Source organism: uncultured Streptococcus sp., from assembly GCF_905372115.1.
GTDB lineage: Bacteria > Bacillota > Bacilli > Lactobacillales > Streptococcaceae > Streptococcus.
Genome location: NZ_CAJPNR010000001.1, coordinates 37,656 through 55,284 on the forward strand (window position 1 = coordinate 37,656; position 17,629 = coordinate 55,284).

The 17,629-nt window shown below is 46.3% G+C and carries 17 protein-coding genes; 9 read left to right on the forward strand and 8 right to left on the reverse strand.

The window, feature by feature from the left end:
- Nucleotides 1-23 precede the first annotated feature (23 nt).
- From QZ169_RS00175 to QZ169_RS00200, 6 genes are all read right to left on the reverse strand, one after another.
- Nucleotides 24-1,364 carry an APC family permease gene (locus tag QZ169_RS00175; RefSeq protein ID WP_295503996.1) on the reverse strand — a complete coding sequence of 447 codons (1,341 nt, stop codon included), beginning with the start codon at nucleotides 1,362-1,364 and terminating at the stop codon, nucleotides 24-26.
- Between the two features lie 75 nt (nucleotides 1,365-1,439).
- Nucleotides 1,440-2,039 (reverse strand): HutD family protein, encoded by a 600-nt coding sequence (locus QZ169_RS00180; protein ID WP_295503998.1) that lies wholly within the window; start codon nucleotides 2,037-2,039, stop codon nucleotides 1,440-1,442.
- Between the two features lie 12 nt (nucleotides 2,040-2,051).
- A complete protein-coding gene (locus QZ169_RS00185; RefSeq protein ID WP_295504000.1) occupies nucleotides 2,052-3,725 on the reverse strand; it encodes a formate--tetrahydrofolate ligase in 1,674 nt (557 codons plus the stop codon).
- Between the two features lie 66 nt (nucleotides 3,726-3,791).
- Nucleotides 3,792-4,418, reverse strand: coding sequence for a cyclodeaminase/cyclohydrolase family protein (locus QZ169_RS00190; protein WP_223361842.1), 627 nt, complete (start codon nucleotides 4,416-4,418; stop codon nucleotides 3,792-3,794).
- Nucleotides 4,419-4,432: 14 nt separating this feature from the next.
- Complete coding sequence (gene ftcD, locus QZ169_RS00195) at nucleotides 4,433-5,332, reverse strand: glutamate formimidoyltransferase (protein WP_101771756.1); 900 nt, start codon at nucleotides 5,330-5,332, stop codon at nucleotides 4,433-4,435.
- A gap of 118 nt (nucleotides 5,333-5,450) precedes the next feature.
- On the reverse strand, nucleotides 5,451-7,481 hold the full coding sequence (locus QZ169_RS00200; RefSeq protein ID WP_295504005.1) for a urocanate hydratase: 2,031 nt from the start codon (nucleotides 7,479-7,481) through the stop codon (nucleotides 5,451-5,453).
- A gap of 199 nt (nucleotides 7,482-7,680) precedes the next feature.
- Here QZ169_RS00200 and hutI point away from each other — a divergent pair, with 199 nt between their 5' ends.
- The 4 genes from hutI (at nucleotide 7,681) to rpsR (ending at nucleotide 10,197) form a co-directional block, all read left to right on the forward strand.
- Nucleotides 7,681-8,946, forward strand: coding sequence for an imidazolonepropionase (hutI, locus tag QZ169_RS00205; RefSeq protein ID WP_295504007.1), 1,266 nt, complete (start codon nucleotides 7,681-7,683; stop codon nucleotides 8,944-8,946).
- A 178-nt stretch (nucleotides 8,947-9,124) separates the two neighbouring features.
- Nucleotides 9,125-9,415: a 30S ribosomal protein S6 gene (rpsF, locus tag QZ169_RS00210; RefSeq protein ID WP_002896497.1), complete on the forward strand. Its 291-nt coding sequence runs from the start codon at nucleotides 9,125-9,127 to the stop codon at nucleotides 9,413-9,415.
- Nucleotides 9,416-9,426: 11 nt separating this feature from the next.
- Nucleotides 9,427-9,921: a single-stranded DNA-binding protein gene (locus QZ169_RS00215; protein WP_002896496.1), complete on the forward strand. Its 495-nt coding sequence runs from the start codon at nucleotides 9,427-9,429 to the stop codon at nucleotides 9,919-9,921.
- A gap of 36 nt (nucleotides 9,922-9,957) precedes the next feature.
- Entirely contained in the window at nucleotides 9,958-10,197 is a 240-nt protein-coding gene (gene rpsR, locus QZ169_RS00220; RefSeq protein WP_000068664.1) for a 30S ribosomal protein S18, read from the forward strand.
- A gap of 109 nt (nucleotides 10,198-10,306) precedes the next feature.
- Here rpsR and QZ169_RS00225 read toward each other — a convergent pair whose 3' ends face one another.
- Together QZ169_RS00225 and QZ169_RS00230 are read right to left on the reverse strand one after the other, a co-directional pair.
- Nucleotides 10,307-10,978 carry a DUF1129 domain-containing protein gene (locus tag QZ169_RS00225; RefSeq protein WP_295504011.1) on the reverse strand — a complete coding sequence of 224 codons (672 nt, stop codon included), beginning with the start codon at nucleotides 10,976-10,978 and terminating at the stop codon, nucleotides 10,307-10,309.
- An 18-nt stretch (nucleotides 10,979-10,996) separates the two neighbouring features.
- Nucleotides 10,997-11,941, reverse strand: a complete 945-nt coding sequence (locus tag QZ169_RS00230) for a magnesium transporter CorA family protein (RefSeq protein ID WP_032912532.1) — start codon at nucleotides 11,939-11,941, stop codon at nucleotides 10,997-10,999.
- Between the two features lie 128 nt (nucleotides 11,942-12,069).
- Between QZ169_RS00230 and uvrA the strand changes: the two genes are divergently transcribed.
- The 5 genes from uvrA (at nucleotide 12,070) to nusB (ending at nucleotide 17,573) form a co-directional block, all read left to right on the forward strand.
- Complete coding sequence (gene uvrA / locus QZ169_RS00235; protein WP_295504014.1) at nucleotides 12,070-14,901, forward strand: excinuclease ABC subunit UvrA; 2,832 nt, start codon at nucleotides 12,070-12,072, stop codon at nucleotides 14,899-14,901.
- Between the two features lie 155 nt (nucleotides 14,902-15,056).
- The gene (locus QZ169_RS00240) at nucleotides 15,057-16,118 is read left to right on the forward strand and encodes a Xaa-Pro peptidase family protein (RefSeq protein WP_295504016.1); all 1,062 of its coding nucleotides are present in this window, start codon (nucleotides 15,057-15,059) and stop codon (nucleotides 16,116-16,118) included.
- Between the two features lie 61 nt (nucleotides 16,119-16,179).
- Complete coding sequence (gene efp / locus QZ169_RS00245; RefSeq protein WP_002896485.1) at nucleotides 16,180-16,740, forward strand: elongation factor P; 561 nt, start codon at nucleotides 16,180-16,182, stop codon at nucleotides 16,738-16,740.
- Between the two features lie 19 nt (nucleotides 16,741-16,759).
- On the forward strand, nucleotides 16,760-17,149 hold the full coding sequence (locus QZ169_RS00250) for an Asp23/Gls24 family envelope stress response protein (protein ID WP_002896484.1): 390 nt from the start codon (nucleotides 16,760-16,762) through the stop codon (nucleotides 17,147-17,149).
- Nucleotides 17,142-17,573: a transcription antitermination factor NusB gene (nusB, locus tag QZ169_RS00255; RefSeq protein ID WP_295504018.1), complete on the forward strand. Its 432-nt coding sequence runs from the start codon at nucleotides 17,142-17,144 to the stop codon at nucleotides 17,571-17,573. Before QZ169_RS00250 ends, nusB begins: the two co-directional genes overlap by 8 nt.
- The last annotated feature ends 56 nt before the right edge of the window (nucleotides 17,574-17,629 follow it).

Genomic DNA, 17,629 nt, shown 5'->3' on the forward strand with positions numbered 1-17,629 from the left:
ATTATGGGATATAATGCTTTGAGTTAGTCAGGGTTAGTAGGAACCTGTTTTCGACCGTGCATGAAGTAGTATACTAAACTTGCAACGGCAGCTCCAATGACACCGTAAACGACGTTCATCGGATTATCAGCTACAATCATAACCAGGCTGACAACAACAGCTAAGATTGGGATGATAGGGCCGAATGGTACACGGAAGACAACCTTCTTTTCTGGATACATTTTTCTGAGTTTCAAGACCGCCAAAGCAGTTGGAATGTATTGGAAGAAACGGAAGACCACGCTGAGGGTTGCCAATTCTTCGAATTTACCAGAGAAGAGCAGGGCGATGGCACATGCTCCAGAAATGATAATTGCTACAACAGGAGCGTTTTTAGAGTTGGTTTCTGAAATTTTCTTAGGGAGCAAGCCTTCATCTGCGATGGCTGCACCATAACGCGGTACCATGATGGATTCCCCGATATTAAGACCGGCGATTGAGATAAGGGCACCAATAGAGACAATCCAAGCACCAGCAGGGCCAATCATTGCTACAAAGGCATCTTGTACAGAAGCATCTGTCTGCATAATATGGTTACCAAGCATGGCGATGGTTCCAGCGATGATGAGCATATAAAGGACAGAAACGATACTAATGGAGCCTAGGATAGCCCGAGGCACGTTCTTTTCTGGGTTGCGCATTTCACCGGCAACGATAGACATGGTTTCAAAGCCAATGAAGCCATAGAAGATATAAACGGCTGTGTTGGCAATAGCAGTCATGACATTGGTTCCAGGTTCAAGCTGTAGGAAAGGAGTGAAGTTTCCTTTGTCTATTCCACCTTTGATAAAGAAGATGGCACATGCTGCAAAGGCAATGATTGGAATCAACTTAGCTACAGTTGCGGCCAGTGTGAAAAATTTAGAGGTCTTCAAACCAGCAATATTCATCAAGCTAAGCAAGACAATCAAAGTGATACTAAGGACTAGTTCGTAAGGAGTAAAAGCCGGGAAGGTAATGACGAAGAGTCGGGCAAAGCCGGCAGCCATTGCTGACCAAGCGATGATGGTTACGACCCAGCCTAGAAAACCTACATTAAAGCCGATAAAGTCTCCAAAGGCCGCTTTGGAATATTGGAAAGCTCCGCCGTTTTTATTAAAATAACCTGCAGTTTCTGCCAAGCAGACAGCTAGGAGAATAACGAGGAGGGCAGTTCCAAGCATGACAGCTAGAGAGGCAGGACCAAGTCCTTTATAAATCTTTTGCGGTAGGAGGAAAATCCCTGAACCGATAACGGCATTGATACCGTAGAGAGTTGCACCGGAAAAGCTGAATTTCGCTTTTTCCTGTTCTTGTTCTTGTGCAGTGAGTTTAGTTGCATCCATAATAATGTTTCTCCTTTAGAGATATGGGATCCTTTCCAAGTAAAGATAGAATGGTGACAAGGCATCATGGTATCTTTACTTAGTAGGGATGTGGGTCAAACCAGCCCAAATAGCAAGGGGCGTTCCCTTTGGCTGGTTACTCGAAAACATTATATGCAGCTCAGTTTCCTGAGTCTCTTTTTCCACTATCAGAAGTTGCTCCGCCTTTAGATTAAGTGCTGGCAGGTTTGTTCCCGTCACCGTCAAATCACCTAAGGCATAGATAAATTGAATTTCGTCATCTCGGCTAAGCTCTTGCCCATTTGAGATAGCAATCATCTGTCCCTGATAATGGTTGCTGTAGATTAAGTTAAAGTCGGTACAAGTTCCACGACTTGTGATAGAATCACTCCCTTCAAAGACATAGGGAGTAAAGGGAGCTAGAACCGTTTCCTCCTGCCGGCTGGCATTGTGGAGATGGAGTGTGTGGTCTAGGCTCATGAGAATGCGGTGAAAGCCGCTGAGGTCAGAAAACTGACTTTCAGCCAACTCCACAGTCGCTGTCGAGAGCCGATAGTCAAATTCCCGGTTGCCATAGTGGCCAGTTGGCGGGGAAAGATAAAGCTGTTTTGTCTTTCCCCCCGACCAATCGGAAACTTGAAAATCGTTTGCTCTTAAAAGGGTTACATTTGTCATTTTTGGTATTTATTAGAACAAACCGCTGATATTGCCGTCTTTGTCGACATCAATCTTTTCGCTGGCTGGTACTTTAGGCAGTCCTGGCATGGTCATGATGGCACCAGTCAGAGCAACGATAAAGCCTGCACCAGCAGAAACTTTGAGCTGGCTAATAGTCACAACAAAGTCTTTAGGTGCGCCCAGTTTCTTAGCATCGTCTGAGAAGGAGTACTGAGTCTTAGCCATACAGATAGGATAGTTGGAGAAGCCTAGCTCTTCCAGTTGTTTGAGCTCGCGTTTAGCGGCAGGAGTCAGGCGAACGCCCTTGCCTCCATAGACCTTGGTAACAATTTTGTTTAGCTTGGTCTCAATGGAGTCCTCTTCATTATATACAAATTGGAAGTGATTGTCTCCTTCGGCCAGTTCAACGACTTTTTCAGCCAATTCTTTACCGCCGGCTCCGCCATTGGCCCAGACGTCGGAAATCACTACGTCAACGCCGCGTTTTTGGCAGGCATCATAAACTGCTTGCAATTCTGCTTCGGTATCCAGCGGGAATTTATTGATGGCAACGACTGCTGGCAATCCATAAACATCTTGAATGTTTTCCAGATGTTTTTCTAAGTTTGGCAGACCATCTACAACGGCTTGGACATTTTCTTCAGCCAGGTCGCTCTTAGCCACACCACCATGCATCTTGAGAGCGCGGATGGTAGCAACCAGAACTACAGCCGCTGGACGAAGACCAGATGTACGACACTTGATATCAATGAATTTTTCAGCACCTAGGTCAGCACCGAAACCAGCTTCTGTGACTGCATAGTCGGCATATTTGAGAGCCAGCTTGGTAGCTAGGACACTGTTACAGCCATGGGCAATGTTGGCGAAAGGTCCGCCATGAATCAAGGCTGGTGTATGTTCCAGAGTTTGAACCAAGTTTGGATGGATAGCGTCTTTGAGCACAGCAGCCATAGCGCCACCAGCTTTCAGATCCTTAGCAGTTATTGGCTTGCCGTCAAAGCTGTAGCCAATGATGATTTTTTCCAAGCGGTTCTTAAGGTCAGTGATATTTTCTGACAGACAGAGAATAGCCATAACCTCAGAAGCAACTGTAATGTCAAAACCATCTTCACGCGGAACACCGTTGACTTTACCTTGCAAACCGTCCACGATGTGGCGCAGTTGCCGGTCATTCATATCCACTGCCCGCTTCCAAGTGATGCGGCGAGAGTCGATACCTAAGGCATTGCCATGATGAATGTGGTTATCAATGAGGGCCGCTAGTAGGTTGTTGGCAACACCGATGGCATGAAAGTCACCAGTGAAATGGAGATTGATATCCTCCATCGGCACCACCTGAGCGTGCCCACCGCCAGCAGCTCCGCCTTTGATACCAAAGACAGGTCCGAGTGAAGGCTCCCGCAGAGCGATAACGGCTTTTTTACCGATAGCAGCTAGAGCATCAACCAATCCGACAGAAGTCGTTGTCTTGCCTTCTCCGGCTGGTGTTGGAGAAATAGCTGTCACGAGAATCAGTTTGCCGTCTGGCTTTTCTTTTAAGGCTTCCAGTTGACCGGCACTGATTTTTGCCTTGTAATTTCCATAAAGAGACAGGGCGTCTTCAGCAATTCCAAGCTTTTCTGCAACATCTTTGATGGGCTTCATTTGAACCGAATTCGCAATTTCAATATCTGATAAAACCATATTGTTACCTCTTGAGAAAAGAAAGTCCATTCATGGGAAAGAGCGAACTTCTCTTCCGTTTATCTATTAGACAACTTTCAAAATTTCTTGATAAATTTCATCTGCTAGAGAGCAGCCTTTTTGTAGGAGTTCTTCCCCCTTGCTGCGGTAGTCTGCGACGAATGCTTCATCCTTGACACCTGACAGGTTGATGAGAACATTGAGCCAAGCCCCTTGCAGGCCAGCCTTAAGGTTGAGAGCTGCAACTCCCAAGTCGCTGGCAGCATTGGTATTGGACTTACCGACAGCCTTTTGAGTTGTTTGCAGGGCAGCCAAGATGTCTTCCATCATGCCATAAGGTGACTTGGTCGCTTCCTTGAGGGCTTGCTGCATAGCTTCCCGACGAGCAGCCTTATCTTCCTCTGTCTCCTTAGGCATATCAAAGACAGCAGAGACTAGATTGAAGGCTTCAGTGTCCTTGTCGATAGCTGCGAGCAAGCCTTCTTGCAGGCGGGCGCTTTCAGCATGTACTTGAGCAATTTCTGCTTCAAATTCTGCGTATTTTTTCTTGCCAAGTGTTAATTCACAAACCATTTTGGTTAGGGAAATACCGTTAGCTGCTGAAAGAGCAGCGGCAGAGCCGCCTCCTGGTGCAGGAGCATCTGAGCCTAGGACTTGGGCGAATTCTGTCAAGCTTAAATCTACTAATTTCATAGGTTTCTGTCCTCCTAGCCCAGCAAATGGTTTTCCAGAACTTGCTTGCCGTAGTCAAAGTCTTCGATTTGCAGATAGTATTCTGCTGCATCAATCAAAGCCTTGGCTGGCGCCAAACCGATGACTTCTGAGCCTAGGATACCAACTCCGTAGCGTTTGGCTTCAAAGCGAACTGTTTCAAAGACACGATAGAGCGGGAATTTTTCCAGATTGACCATGTTGATAGAAACCTGAGCAATGTTGCGGTCTTCCAGCATAACGCCGATCGCTTTACAGTACTTGTAACCACCGCTTGATCCACGGATGATTTTGGCAATATTGTTGGCAATTTCCAGATTGTCTGTATCCAAGTTGATGTTGTAGGCGATGAGCGGCATTCTAGCTCCGACAGCAGTGACACCAGCAGTTGGGTGAATCTTTCTTTCACCGTAGTCAGGTGCCCAGTCAGCTTCCAAGAGTTTTTCAGGCATGCCTTCAAATTGTCCTTTACGGACCTTAGCCAAGTTCTTACGCTCAGGACGAGTCGCTGCATCTTCATAGAGGAAGATAGGGATACCGAGCTCACGGTTGATCCGCTCAGATACAGTCTTCGCAATTTCTACGCATTCCTCACTTGTGATGTCCTTAATCGGTACAAAAGGCAGGACATCAGTTGCGCCCATACGAGGGTGTTCGCCCTGGTGCTTGGTCAAGTCAATATTTTCAGAAGCGTATTTGACCAAACGGAAAGCAACTTCCTGAATATTTTGGTCATCACCGACCAAGGTAAAGACGCTGCGGTTGTGGCTGGCATCAGAAGAGTGGTCCAAAAGTGTCACTCCTGGCACGCTCTTAGCTGTTTCCACTAAACCGTCAATGACCGCTTGATTGCGGCCTTCAGAAAAGTTAGGAATACATTCAACAATTTTTGCCATAAGATATTACCTCGTGATATCAATAATTTTAATTTATAATATGAACTTAATAAAGCAGAACCTCCTCCTGAGCTAGGCTGAGCCCAGCCCAGGTTGGAAGTGGGGAGACAAGTTTTTCCTATTCGAACAATTTCTTAACAGATTCTTTGACCAAATCTTCGTCAGTTAAGTACGGAATGGTGATGTGGTCTGTTCCTTCATGGAGACGGTTGTACTCGATAGCTGTTTCGATAGCATGCTCATTGCGAGCCCAGTTACGACGTGCAACTCCGCCGATCGTATCCCAAGCGATAGCAGATTTGATGATTTCATCAATGCGTTCGCTTCCGTCCAGTACCAAGCCAAAGCCTCCGTTGATCGCTTTACCGATACCAGTTCCACCACCGTTGTGGAGAGCTACCAGACTCATACCACGAGCGGCATTACCAGCGTAACATTGCACAGCCATGTCGCAAGTGACATTAGAACCATCCTTAATATTGGAAGTTTCACGGAATGGTGAGTCGGTACCAGATACGTCGTGGTGGTCACGACCAATCATGACAGGACCAATCTTGCCTTCGCGTACTAATTCATTGAACTTGAGGGCGATGTTGACACGACCCATACAGTCTTGGTAGAGAATCCGAGCCTGAGTTCCAACAACCAACTGGTTCTTTTCTGCATCGCGAATCCAGTTGTAGTTGTCGCGGTCTTGGTAGCGGCGGTTAGGGTCGATGACTTCCATGGCTGCATGGTCAGTAGCGACTAGGTCTTCGTGCTTACCGCTCAGACATACCCAACGGAAAGGGCCATAACCATAGTCAAAGAGCATTGGGCCCATGATATCTTCTACATAAGATGGCCAGATAAAGCCGTCTTTATCATCAAAGCCATTCTTAGAAATTTCCTTGATGCCAGAGTCATAGACTGCCTTCATAAAGGCATTACCGTAGTCAAAGAAGTAGGTGCCGTTGTTAGTCAAGGTCTTGATTGCCTTGAAGTGACGTTCCAATGTTTCATCAACCAACTTAGCAAAGGTTTCCTTGTCTTCAGCTAGGAGGCGTGTCCGCTCTTCAAAGCTGATACCAGCTGGACAGTAGCCACCGTCATAGACGTTATGGCAAGAAGTTTGGTCAGACAGCAGATCTACATGGATATTGTTCTCGTTGACATATTCCAAGAGGTCTACGATGTTACCATGATAGGCGATAGAAGTTGATTCGCCAGCTTCCAGAGCTTTTTGAGCCAAGTCAATTGCTTCTTTTGGACTTTCGGCTAACTGGCTAATCCAGCCTTGGGAGTGACGAGTTTCAATCCGAGAATAGTCTACCTCTGCCACGATTGCTACAGCTTTCGCAATTTCTGCTGCTTTCCCTTGAGCTCCACTCATGCCGCCCAGACCAGAAGAGATAAAGAGTTTACCAGTCAGGTCGCCGTCATCAGCTACACCTAGTTTCAAACGTCCAGCATTGAGGAGGGTGTTGAAAGTACCATGGACGATACCTTGAGGGCCAATGTACATCCAGCCGCCAGCTGTCATTTGACCGTAGTTAGTCACGCCCATTTCTTCAGCAATTTCCCAGTCCTTCATGTTGTCGTACTCACCGACCAAGAGGCCATTGGTGATGATAACACGAGGTGCTTCTGGTTTAGATTTGAAGAGTCCGAGTGGGTGGCCAGATTCCACGACCAAGGTTTGATGGTCGGTCATGATTTCCAAGTATTTCATGATGAGGTTGTACTGCATCCAGTTGGCGCAGACAGATCCAGTTTCCCCATAAGTAACCAATTCATAAGGATAAAGAGCGATTTCAAAGCTCAGGTTGTTGTCAATCATGACCTGCATAGCCTTGGCTGCGGTACAGTTCCCTTTATACTCATCAATCGGTTTGCCGTAGATGCGTTCTTTTGGACGCCAGCGGTAGCCATAAATCCGTCCGCGAGTTTTCAGTTCTTCCAGAAATTCTGGAATCACTTCCTCATGGAATCTCTTTGGAATATAGCGAAGGGCATTTTTAAGAGCAATTTCGGTTTGAGCTTGAGTCAAACGGAAGCCCCGGTCAGGTGCTCGACGGATGCCTTCTTGGAAAACTGTTTTTTCAGGTAGTACATCGTCTAATTTGACGGTCATTGCTGCTGCAATTTCATTTTCGCTAAAGTATGACATGAAAAATCCTCCTTTTAGTCAAGTGTAAAATATCTTTCTCCTACATTCTATAAGACTCCCGTCCATAAAGAGTCAAGAAAATGACAAAAACAGTAAAAAAAGTGGGGCTCCTATCTTTTACAAGCTTTTGACTATAATTTGACGATAGTGTATTATGATGAAAAGCAAATATGTCGGAAAATGAAATGGAGGAACAAGCATGACTGCTGATTTACTATTAACTCACTTTAATCAAGTCTTCTGTCCCAAGGATCTCGGGCATCCCCTTTTTGGCGCAGAGATGAAAGAAGCTCAGGTTTTGGAAGACGGCTACATTGCAGTCAAAGACGGCAAAATCCTAGCAGTTGGAAGCGGAGAGCCGGATGCCAGTCTGATTGGACCAGATACTAAGATTCAGTCTTATGAGGGCAAGATTGCTACGCCTGGCTTGATCGACTGCCATACTCACTTGGTCTACGGCGGCAGCCGGGAGCATGAGTTTGCTAAGAAGTTAGCTGGGGTCCCTTATCTGGAAATTCTTGCCCAAGGCGGCGGTATTCTCAGTACAGTTCGGGCGACGCGAGAAGCTTCTTTTGACACTCTCTACGATAAGTCCAAGAGACTGCTGGACTACATGCTGCTGCATGGGGTGACGACTGTTGAGGCCAAAAGTGGTTATGGTTTGGACTGGGAAACAGAGAAGCGCCAGCTAGATGTCGTTGGAGCTCTGGACCGTGACCATGATATTGATTTAGTTTCGACCTTTATGGCTGCCCACGCTGTTCCACCAGAATACAAGGGACGCTCTCAGGAATATCTAGAGCTCATCGTCGAGGAAATGCTGCCTCGAGTAAAGGCAGAAAATCTAGCTGAGTTTTGTGATATTTTCTGTGAAAAAGGCGTCTTTACAGCTGACGAGTCACGCTACCTGCTTTCTAAAGCTAAGGAAATGGGCTTCAAGCTTCGTATCCATGCTGATGAAATCGAATCTATCGGCGGAGTAGATGTAGCAGCTGAGCTAGGAGCAACTAGTGCAGAGCACTTGATGGTAGCGACCGATGAGGGCATTCGCAAGATGGCAGAAGCCAAAGTTATCGGGAATCTCCTGCCAGCGACTACCTTCAGTCTGATGGAAGATACCTATGCACCGGCCCGCAAGATGCTGGAAGCTGGTATGGCCATTACCCTGACTACCGACAGCAATCCAGGCTCCTGTCCAACTGCTAACCTGCAGTTCGTCATGCAGCTGGGCTGCTTTATGATGCGTCTGACGCCAGTAGAAGTTCTGAACGCTGTAACCATCAATGCGGCCTATTCAGTTAACCGTCAAGATAAGATTGGCAGCTTTGATACTGGCAAGCGGGCTGACATTACCATCCTAGACGCTAAGAATATCGACTATCCACTTTATTTCTTTGCCACCAACCTGACCCATCAGGTTTACAAGGCTGGAAAACTAGTTGTCGATCAAGGTAGAATTGTCTAAGCTTTCTAAAAACGAATCGTATTTTTCGGACTCTCTCTGGTGACAGAGAGAGTTTTCTTTATATCAAAACTTTCCCTTGCTATTCTGCTGGAAGTCTGCTATAATAGTTATTTGTGAGCAAACCTCACTTACCCCTTGCAAAGTCTCGGGGTCATTAGACCAAAAGGAGGAAAAATCAATGGCTAAATACGAAATTCTTTATATTATTCGTCCAAACATTGAAGAAGAAGCTAAAAACGCTTTGGTAGCACGCTTTGACTCTATCTTAACTGACAATGGTGCAACTGTTGTTGAATCAAAAGACTGGGAAAAACGTCGTCTTGCATACGAAATCCAAGATTTCCGTGAAGGACTTTACCACATCGTTAACGTTGAAGCAAACGACGATGCAGCTCTTAAAGAGTTTGACCGTCTTTCAAAAATCAACGCTGACATTCTTCGTCACATGATCGTCAAACTTGACGCTTAAGAAGGTAGACTATGATTAATAACGTTGTACTGGTGGGTCGCATGACCCGTGATGCCGAGCTTCGCTATACTCCGCAGAACCAAGCGGTCGCAACATTTACTCTGGCTGTCAATCGCAACTTTAAAAATCAAAGTGGCGAGCGAGAAGCAGACTTTATCAATGTTGTTATCTGGCGTCAGCAGGCAGAAAATCTTGCAAACTGGGCTAAAAAAGGAGCCCTGATCGGAATTACAGGCCGTATTCAAACGCGTAACTACGAGAATCAGCAAGGCCAGCGTGTCTATGTCACAGAAGTTGTTGCGGACAATTTCCAACTCTTGGAAAGCCGCTCTAATCGTGAAGGTCAGTCATCTGGCGGATACGGTGGAAACAGCTTCGGCGGCAGCTCTGCTCCAAGTTATGGCAGTGCAGACTCGTCTAACCAAGTACCGAACTTTTCTCGTGATGAGAGCCCATTTGGCAATTCTAACCCGATGGATATCTCAGACGACGATCTACCTTTCTAAGGATTGAATCTAACTATAATATAAAGGAGAAAACACATGGCTCAACAACGTCGTGGCGGATTCAAACGCCGTAAAAAAGTTGATTACATCGCAGCGAACAAAATTGAATATGTTGATTACAAAGATACTGAGCTTCTTAGCCGTTTCGTTTCAGAACGTGGGAAAATCCTTCCTCGTCGTGTAACAGGAACTTCAGCTAAAAACCAACGTAAAGTAACAACAGCTATCAAACGCGCTCGCGTAATGGCTTTGATGCCTTTCGTAAATGAAGACTAATTAGATTCCCTGCCTCGGCAGGGATTTTTTAGATAATAGAAGAATTGTATAATAAAAAGACAGTTTGATTTGAACTGTCTTTTTAAGTATTATTTGATTTAAAGATTTCTTATCTCGTCGGCCCCATAGTCGCGCTCTTGATGTTGAAGCGTTTTTTGAGATAGAAGCGCAGGGCTAGGGTGATAGCGCCGACAATAGCAACTACGACATTAGACAGGCGGGGGTTGAGGAATTCAGGCAGGAGACTAGTCAGGACGATGGACATGCTCCAGAGGAGAATAGCCGCTGCCATGGTCAGGATGGATTTGAGCAGCTTAGGGCGCTGGCTGCGGTCCTTGTCTGGTCCGTAGAAACGGTAGATAAAGTGGTAGAGAGCATAGAAAGAAAGCCCGCCGACGATGCTTCCGAGTATGAGAGTCGTCAGTCCATAGACAGACGGCTGAGAGGAAGCTAGATTGACGATTGAGGTAAGGAGGGTAAAGAAACCAAAGATAAAGAGGACAGAGTCCAGCATCATCCATTTAGGATCGTCATTTTCTTTTGGATGTTCGGCATCATAGCGCTCTTTTTCAGTCAGAGAAGATGCCCAAGTAGTTGGGGCTCCGTAGAGGCCGCGGGCAGTGATTCCCTTGGCTTGATTTTCCAGAATTTCCGGTAGAATACCTTCTAAGATAGTCTGGATTTCCTGATCGGATTTGCCGTCTTGTAGGAGTTGGTTAGTTGCGATATGGATAAATTCTTTGTTTTTTTTGCTGAGTTTGTCGAGGGATACTTGTGACATAGGCGTTCTTTCTAAAGGTTAAAATAGTTTTTTGTGCATGAGATAGGCCATGACCGAAGCACTCATGGCAAAGGCGATGAACATGATAATCCAGAAGGCATGTGGTTCACCGTTGAGAGGCAGTTCGTTATTTTTGAAGTTCATCCCATAGGCCGAGAAAATCATAGTCGGAATCGACATGACGATGGTCACCAGAGCCAAGGCTTTCATGATATTGTTCTGGTTATTAGAAATGATAGAGGCAAAGGTCTCTGTCATACTGTGGAGGATGTTGCCGTAGATATCAGCCATCTCAATGGCCTGCTGGGTCTCAATCAAGGTATCTTCCAGCAAGTCCTCGTCCTCCAGGTATTTCTTGATATTGCTAGTGGAGCTGGTCAGCTTCTTAATCACGCGCTCATTTGTCTTAAGGGAGGCCTTGAAATAGACGATGGTCTTTTCCAACTCCATGAGCTCAATCAGTTCTTCATTTCGCGTGGACTTGTGCAGCTGGCTCTCAATCTGCTCACTCTTGCGGTCAATGGAGCGCAGGGCTGTCAGATACAGCTCGGCATTGTGGTAGAGAATCTGAAAGATGAAACGTGACTTCATAAAAGTATAGAAGTTGCGCAGGCGCCTGTGAATGAAGATGTCCAGCAGAGGTAATTTTTCCAAACAAGTGGTAATAATAGCCTCTTCCGTGATGATAATACCAAGGGGGATCGTGACATAGTAAGTCTGGTTATTCCGCTCCTCAGTGATGGGCACGTCAACGATGATCAGTGTATACTCATCCTCGATCGTAAGTCGGGACATTTCTTCTGCATCGAGCGGTGCTCGCAGGTCGGCGATGTCAATACCAAAGGCGTTGGCGATTTCAATTGATTCGCTCTGGGAAGGGTTGACAAGATTGATCCAGGTGCCTGATTCGAGCGAATCAATCTCTTTGAATTCTGTCGTAGTTGATAAAAAGACTTGCTTCATAATCATTTTCCTTTCCAGAGTGTTTTTTGCATACCGTACTATTATACTACAAATTCGGGTTTTTGGGGCAAAAGTTTGCAGAAAAATTTGTTATAATGGAGAAGGTTTATAAGTGAAACGAGGTCAAAATGCAAGATAAAATTGTGATTCATGGAGCGCGAGCTCATAATTTAAAAAATATTGATGTAGAAATTCCGCGGGACAAGCTAGTCGTGGTGACGGGGCTGTCCGGTTCGGGCAAGTCCAGTCTGGCTTTTGATACCCTCTATGCTGAGGGGCAGCGCCGCTATGTGGAGAGTCTGTCGGCCTATGCTCGGCAGTTTTTGGGCAATATGGAAAAGCCGGATGTGGACTCGATTGATGGTCTCAGCCCGGCTATTTCCATCGACCAGAAGACAACCAGCAAAAATCCCCGCTCAACAGTGGGAACTGCAACCGAAATCAATGACTACCTGCGTCTGCTATATGCTCGTGTCGGAACTCCCTACTGTATCAACGGTCATGGAGCTATTACGGCTTCGTCTGTCGAGCAGATCGTTGACAAGGTCTTGGAATTGCCGGAGCGTCAGCGGCTGCAGATATTAGCGCCGGTCATCCGCAAGAAAAAGGGCCAGCATAAGACCGTTTTTGATAAGATTCAGAAAGACGGTTATGTCCGTGTGCGCGTGGATGGCGATATTTACGATGTGACGGAATTGCCAGAGCTTTCTAAGAGCAAGCAGCATGATATTGAGGTCGTGGTAGACAGAATTGTTATCAAGGAAGGGGTGCGCAGCCGTCTTTTTGACTCGGTCGAAGCTGCTCTGCGGATTGCTGAGGGCTATGTGGTGATTGACACTATGGATGGTCAAGAGCTACTCTTTTCTGAACACTATGCCTGTCCAGTTTGTGGCTTTACGGTGCCAGAACTAGAGCCGCGTCTCTTCTCTTTCAATGCGCCTTTTGGCTCCTGTCCGGACTGTGATGGTCTGGGGGTTAAGCTGGAGGTGGATCTAGATGTGGTTGTTCCAGAAGCTGGCAAGACCTTACGCGAAGGAGCGCTAGCGCCTTGGAATCCCATATCCTCCAACTACTATCCGCAGATGCTGGAGCAGGCCATGGCTGCCTTTGGTATTGATATGGACAAGCCTTTTGAGGAACTGACGGAGGAAGAAAAGCAGCTGATTTTCTTTGGCTCAGATGGACGAGAGTTCCATTTCCACTATGAAAATGAATTTGGTGGCGTGCGCGATATTGACATTCCCTTTGAGGGGGTTGTCACCAATATCAACCGTCGCTACCATGAAACCAATAGTGATTTTACTCGGACGCAGATGCGGGCTTATATGAATGAGCTGACTTGTGCGGCTTGCCACGGTTATCGACTCAGCCCTCAGGCCTTGTCTGTCAAGGTTGGCAGAGAAGATGGCTTGCATATTGGTGAGATTTCAGACCTGTCTATTGCAGATCATTTGGAACAGTTGGAGAAGTTAAGTCTGACTGATAATGAAGCCACGATTGCGCGTCCTATTCTCAAAGAAATTCATGACCGCCTGACCTTCCTTAATAATGTTGGGCTCAATTACCTGACTTTGTCTCGCTCGGCTGGGACTCTATCAGGAGGTGAGAGTCAGCGGATTCGCTTGGCGACTCAGATTGGTTCTAACTTGAGTGGTGTCCTCTATATCTTGGACGAGCCCTCTATTGGCTTGCACCAGCGTGACAATGACCGCCTGATTGCCAGCCTCAAGAAGATGCGCGACCTGGGAAATACCCTTATCGTGGTTGAGCACGATGAGGACACCATGCGGGAAGCTGACTGGCTGATTGATGTGGGACCAGGAGCCGGTGTTTTCGGTGGTGAAATCGTCGCAGCCGGTACTCCTGCACAAGTGGCCAAGAGCAAGAAATCCATCACAGGCCAATACCTGTCAGGTAAGCGCGAAATCCCAGTACCATTGGAACGCCGTGTAGGCAATGGTCGCTTTATCGAAGTGACAGGGGCTCAGGAAAATAATCTGCAGAATATCACGGCTAGATTCCCCTTGGGCAAATTTATCGCTGTGACTGGAGTTTCTGGATCCGGTAAGTCAACGCTGGTCAATTCTATCCTTAAAAAGGCCATTGCTCAAAAACTCAACCGCAATTCAGCTAAGCCAGGTAAGTTCAAGAAAATCAGCGGCATTGAGCATGTGGACAGACTGATTGATATTGACCAAAGTCCGATTGGCCGGACACCGCGCTCTAATCCGGCTACCTATACTGGAGTATTTGACGATATTCGCGATCTGTTTGCCAAGACCAATGAAGCCAAGATTCGTGGCTACAAGAAGGGCCGTTTCAGCTTTAATGTCAAGGGCGGCCGCTGTGAGGCCTGCTCGGGTGATGGGATTATCAAGATTGAAATGCACTTCCTGCCTGACGTCTATGTAGCCTGTGAGGTCTGCCACGGTACCCGCTATAATAGCGAGACTCTAGAGGTTCACTACAAGGAGAAGAATATCGCTCAGGTTCTGGACATGACAGTTAATGATGCGGTAGAATTCTTCCAGCATATTCCCAAGATTGCTCGCAAACTCCAGACCATCAAGGATGTGGGACTAGGATATGTGACTCTAGGGCAGCCAGCCACAACCTTGTCAGGTGGTGAAGCTCAGCGGATGAAGCTGGCCAGCGAGCTTCACAAGCGCTCGACTGGAAAGTCCTTCTATATCCTGGATGAGCCGACCACGGGTCTTCATTCTGAGGACATTGCCAAGCTCCTTCAAGTGCTATCACGCTTTGTGGACGATGGCAATACAGTCCTCGTTATCGAGCACAATCTGGATGTTATCAAGACAGCTGACCATATCATTGATTTGGGACCAGAAGGCGGTGTCGGTGGTGGTACGATTATTGCGACGGGTACGCCTGAAGAAGTCGCAGCTAATCCAGCCAGCTATACCGGCCAATATTTGAAAGGCAAGCTGCATGTGAAATAATACATCAAATCCCTGTTAGATATTATAAAAACAGGGATTTTTCGTGTCAGAGAATGCTCGTTGGATTCTAAGTCCTAGATACGGTTTGTCAAAAAAATGTCCTATTTGACTGGTTTTTTGATATAATAAGCTTAGTTATTTCATGGAGGTGGCTCATGTTATCAAGAGTTGAAAAGTTTGAAGCAGCATTGGCTCAGACAGAATGCGACGCTGTTTTAGTAACTAATCTGAAAAATATTTACTATCTGACTGGTTTCAGTGGGACGGAAGCGACAGTTTTCATCAGCAAGAATCGTCGGATTTTCCTGACGGATGCGCGCTATACGCTGATTGCCAAGGGAGTTGTCCAAGGTTTTGATATTGTGGAAACACGCGATGCGATTGGGGAGATTGTTAAGATTATTGCGGGCGATAAGCTGCAAAAAATCGGCTTTGAGGATGAAATTTCCTATGCCTACTTCAAAATGCTGGAAAGTGTCTTCTCAGCTTACGAGCTGGTTCCCATGACAGCCTTTATTGAAAATTTGCGCATGATTAAAGATGAGCAAGAAATCGCGACCATTCGCAAGTCCTGTCAGATTTCGGACCAAGCCTTCCTAGATGTGCTGGATTTTATCAAGCCTGGTGAGACGACTGAGCTGGCTGTTATGAACTTTTTAGATGCCCGTATGCGCCAGCTAGGTGCTTCAGGTGCCTCTTTTGACTTCATCATCGCTTCGGGTTACCGCTCTGCTATGCCGCATGGTGTGGCTAGTGACAAGGTCATTCAAAAAGGGGAAACCCTGACCATGGACTTTGGCTGCTACTACAATCACTATGTCAGTGATATGACGCGGACTGTTCATGTGGGACAGGTGACGGATGAGGAGCGGGAGATTTATGATATTGTCCTGCGCAGCAATCAAGCCCTGATAGAAGCAGCCAAGGCTGGTCTTAGCCGGATTGATTTTGACCGGATTCCGCGCCAGATTATTAACGATGCTGGCTACGGTCCTTACTTTAGCCATGGGATCGGCCACGGTATCGGCCTGGACATCCATGAGATTCCTTACTTTGGCAAGTCAGAAGAGCCGATTGAGGCGGGCATGGTCTTGACTGATGAGCCGGGTATTTATCTGGACGGCAAATATGGCGTCCGCATCGAAGACGATCTCCTCATCACAGAAACCGGCTGCGAAGTCCTAACTCTTGCGCCGAAAGAATTGATTGTTATTTGAGAATTATCAGGCTTTATGATAGAATAAGTAGAAATATAATTTTAAAAAGAGGTAATATAGAATGATTGAAGCAAGTAAGCTGAAAGCTGGGATGACCTTCGAAACAGCTGATGGGAAACTCATCCGCGTTTTGGAAGCGAGCCACCACAAGCCAGGTAAGGGAAATACGATTATGCGTATGAAGCTGCGCGATGTTCGTACTGGATCTACCTTTGATACCAGCTACCGTCCAGAAGAAAAATTTGAACAAGCCATTATTGAAACTGTTCCAGCTCAATACTTGTACCAAATGGATGACACTGCTTATTTCATGAATACTGAGACATATGATCAATATGAAATTCCAGTAGTCAATGTAGAAGAAGAATTGAAATTCATCCTTGAAAACTCTGATGTGAAAATCCAGTTCTACGGAACAGAAGTGATTGGTGTGACAGTACCAACAACAGTTGAATTGGTCGTGACAGATACTCAGCCATCTATTAAGGGAGCTACTGTTACCGGATCTGGTAAGCCAGCGACACTTGAGACTGGTCTTGTTGTCAACGTACCAGACTTCATCGAAGTTGGACAAAAATTAATCATCAACACAGCAGAAGGAACTTACGTTTCTCGCGCATAATATAGAAGAGGTAATAACTATGGCAGCTGAACAATTAGGTGAAATCGTCATTGCGCCACGTGTTTTGGAAAAAATCATTGCCATTGCAACGGCAAAGGTAGAAGGTGTTTATTCCTTCGCAAATAAGAGTATGTCAGACAGTCTTTCTATGCGCTCACTCGGTCGTGGAGTATCGCTCCATACAGATGAGACAGGTGATGTGACTGTAGACATCTATCTGTATTTGGAATACGGTGTCAGCGTTCCGACTGTTGCAGTAGCAATCCAGAAGGCTGTAAAAAGTGCTGTTTTTGATATGGCTGAGGTAGAGCTGTCTGCGGTCAATATCCATGTGGCAGGCATTGTTCCAGAAAAGGCACCGAAGCCAGACTTGAAAGATCTATTTGATGAGGACTTCCTCAATGACTGATATACTGTTGGAATCCAGAAGAGGTCTGCGCCAGCGGGCTTTTCAGGCCCTGATGAGCCTAGAGTATGAAGGGGATCTTGTAGAAGCTTGTCGCTTTGCCTATTCTTATGATAAGGATGAAGAGGCTGACAAAGCTGCGGAAGCTGGTATTCCAGCCTTCCTGCTCAATCTGGTCTCTGGTGTGGTCCAGTCCAAGGACGACTTGGATAAGAAAATTGCCCAGCATCTCAAAAAGGGCTGGACAGTGGATCGTCTGACGCTGGTAGAGAAAAATATCCTGCGTCTGGGTATCTTTGAGATTACAGAGTTTGACACCCCACAGCTGGTAGCAGTCAACGAAGCCATTGAGCTTTCCAAGCAATTTTCTGACGAAAAGTCCAGTAAGTTCATTAATGGGATTTTGAGTCAATTTATCGTTGAATAATAATGAAGGTCGAGACAAATGTCTTGGCTTTTTTGCTTGTCAATTGTCGTTTGAAT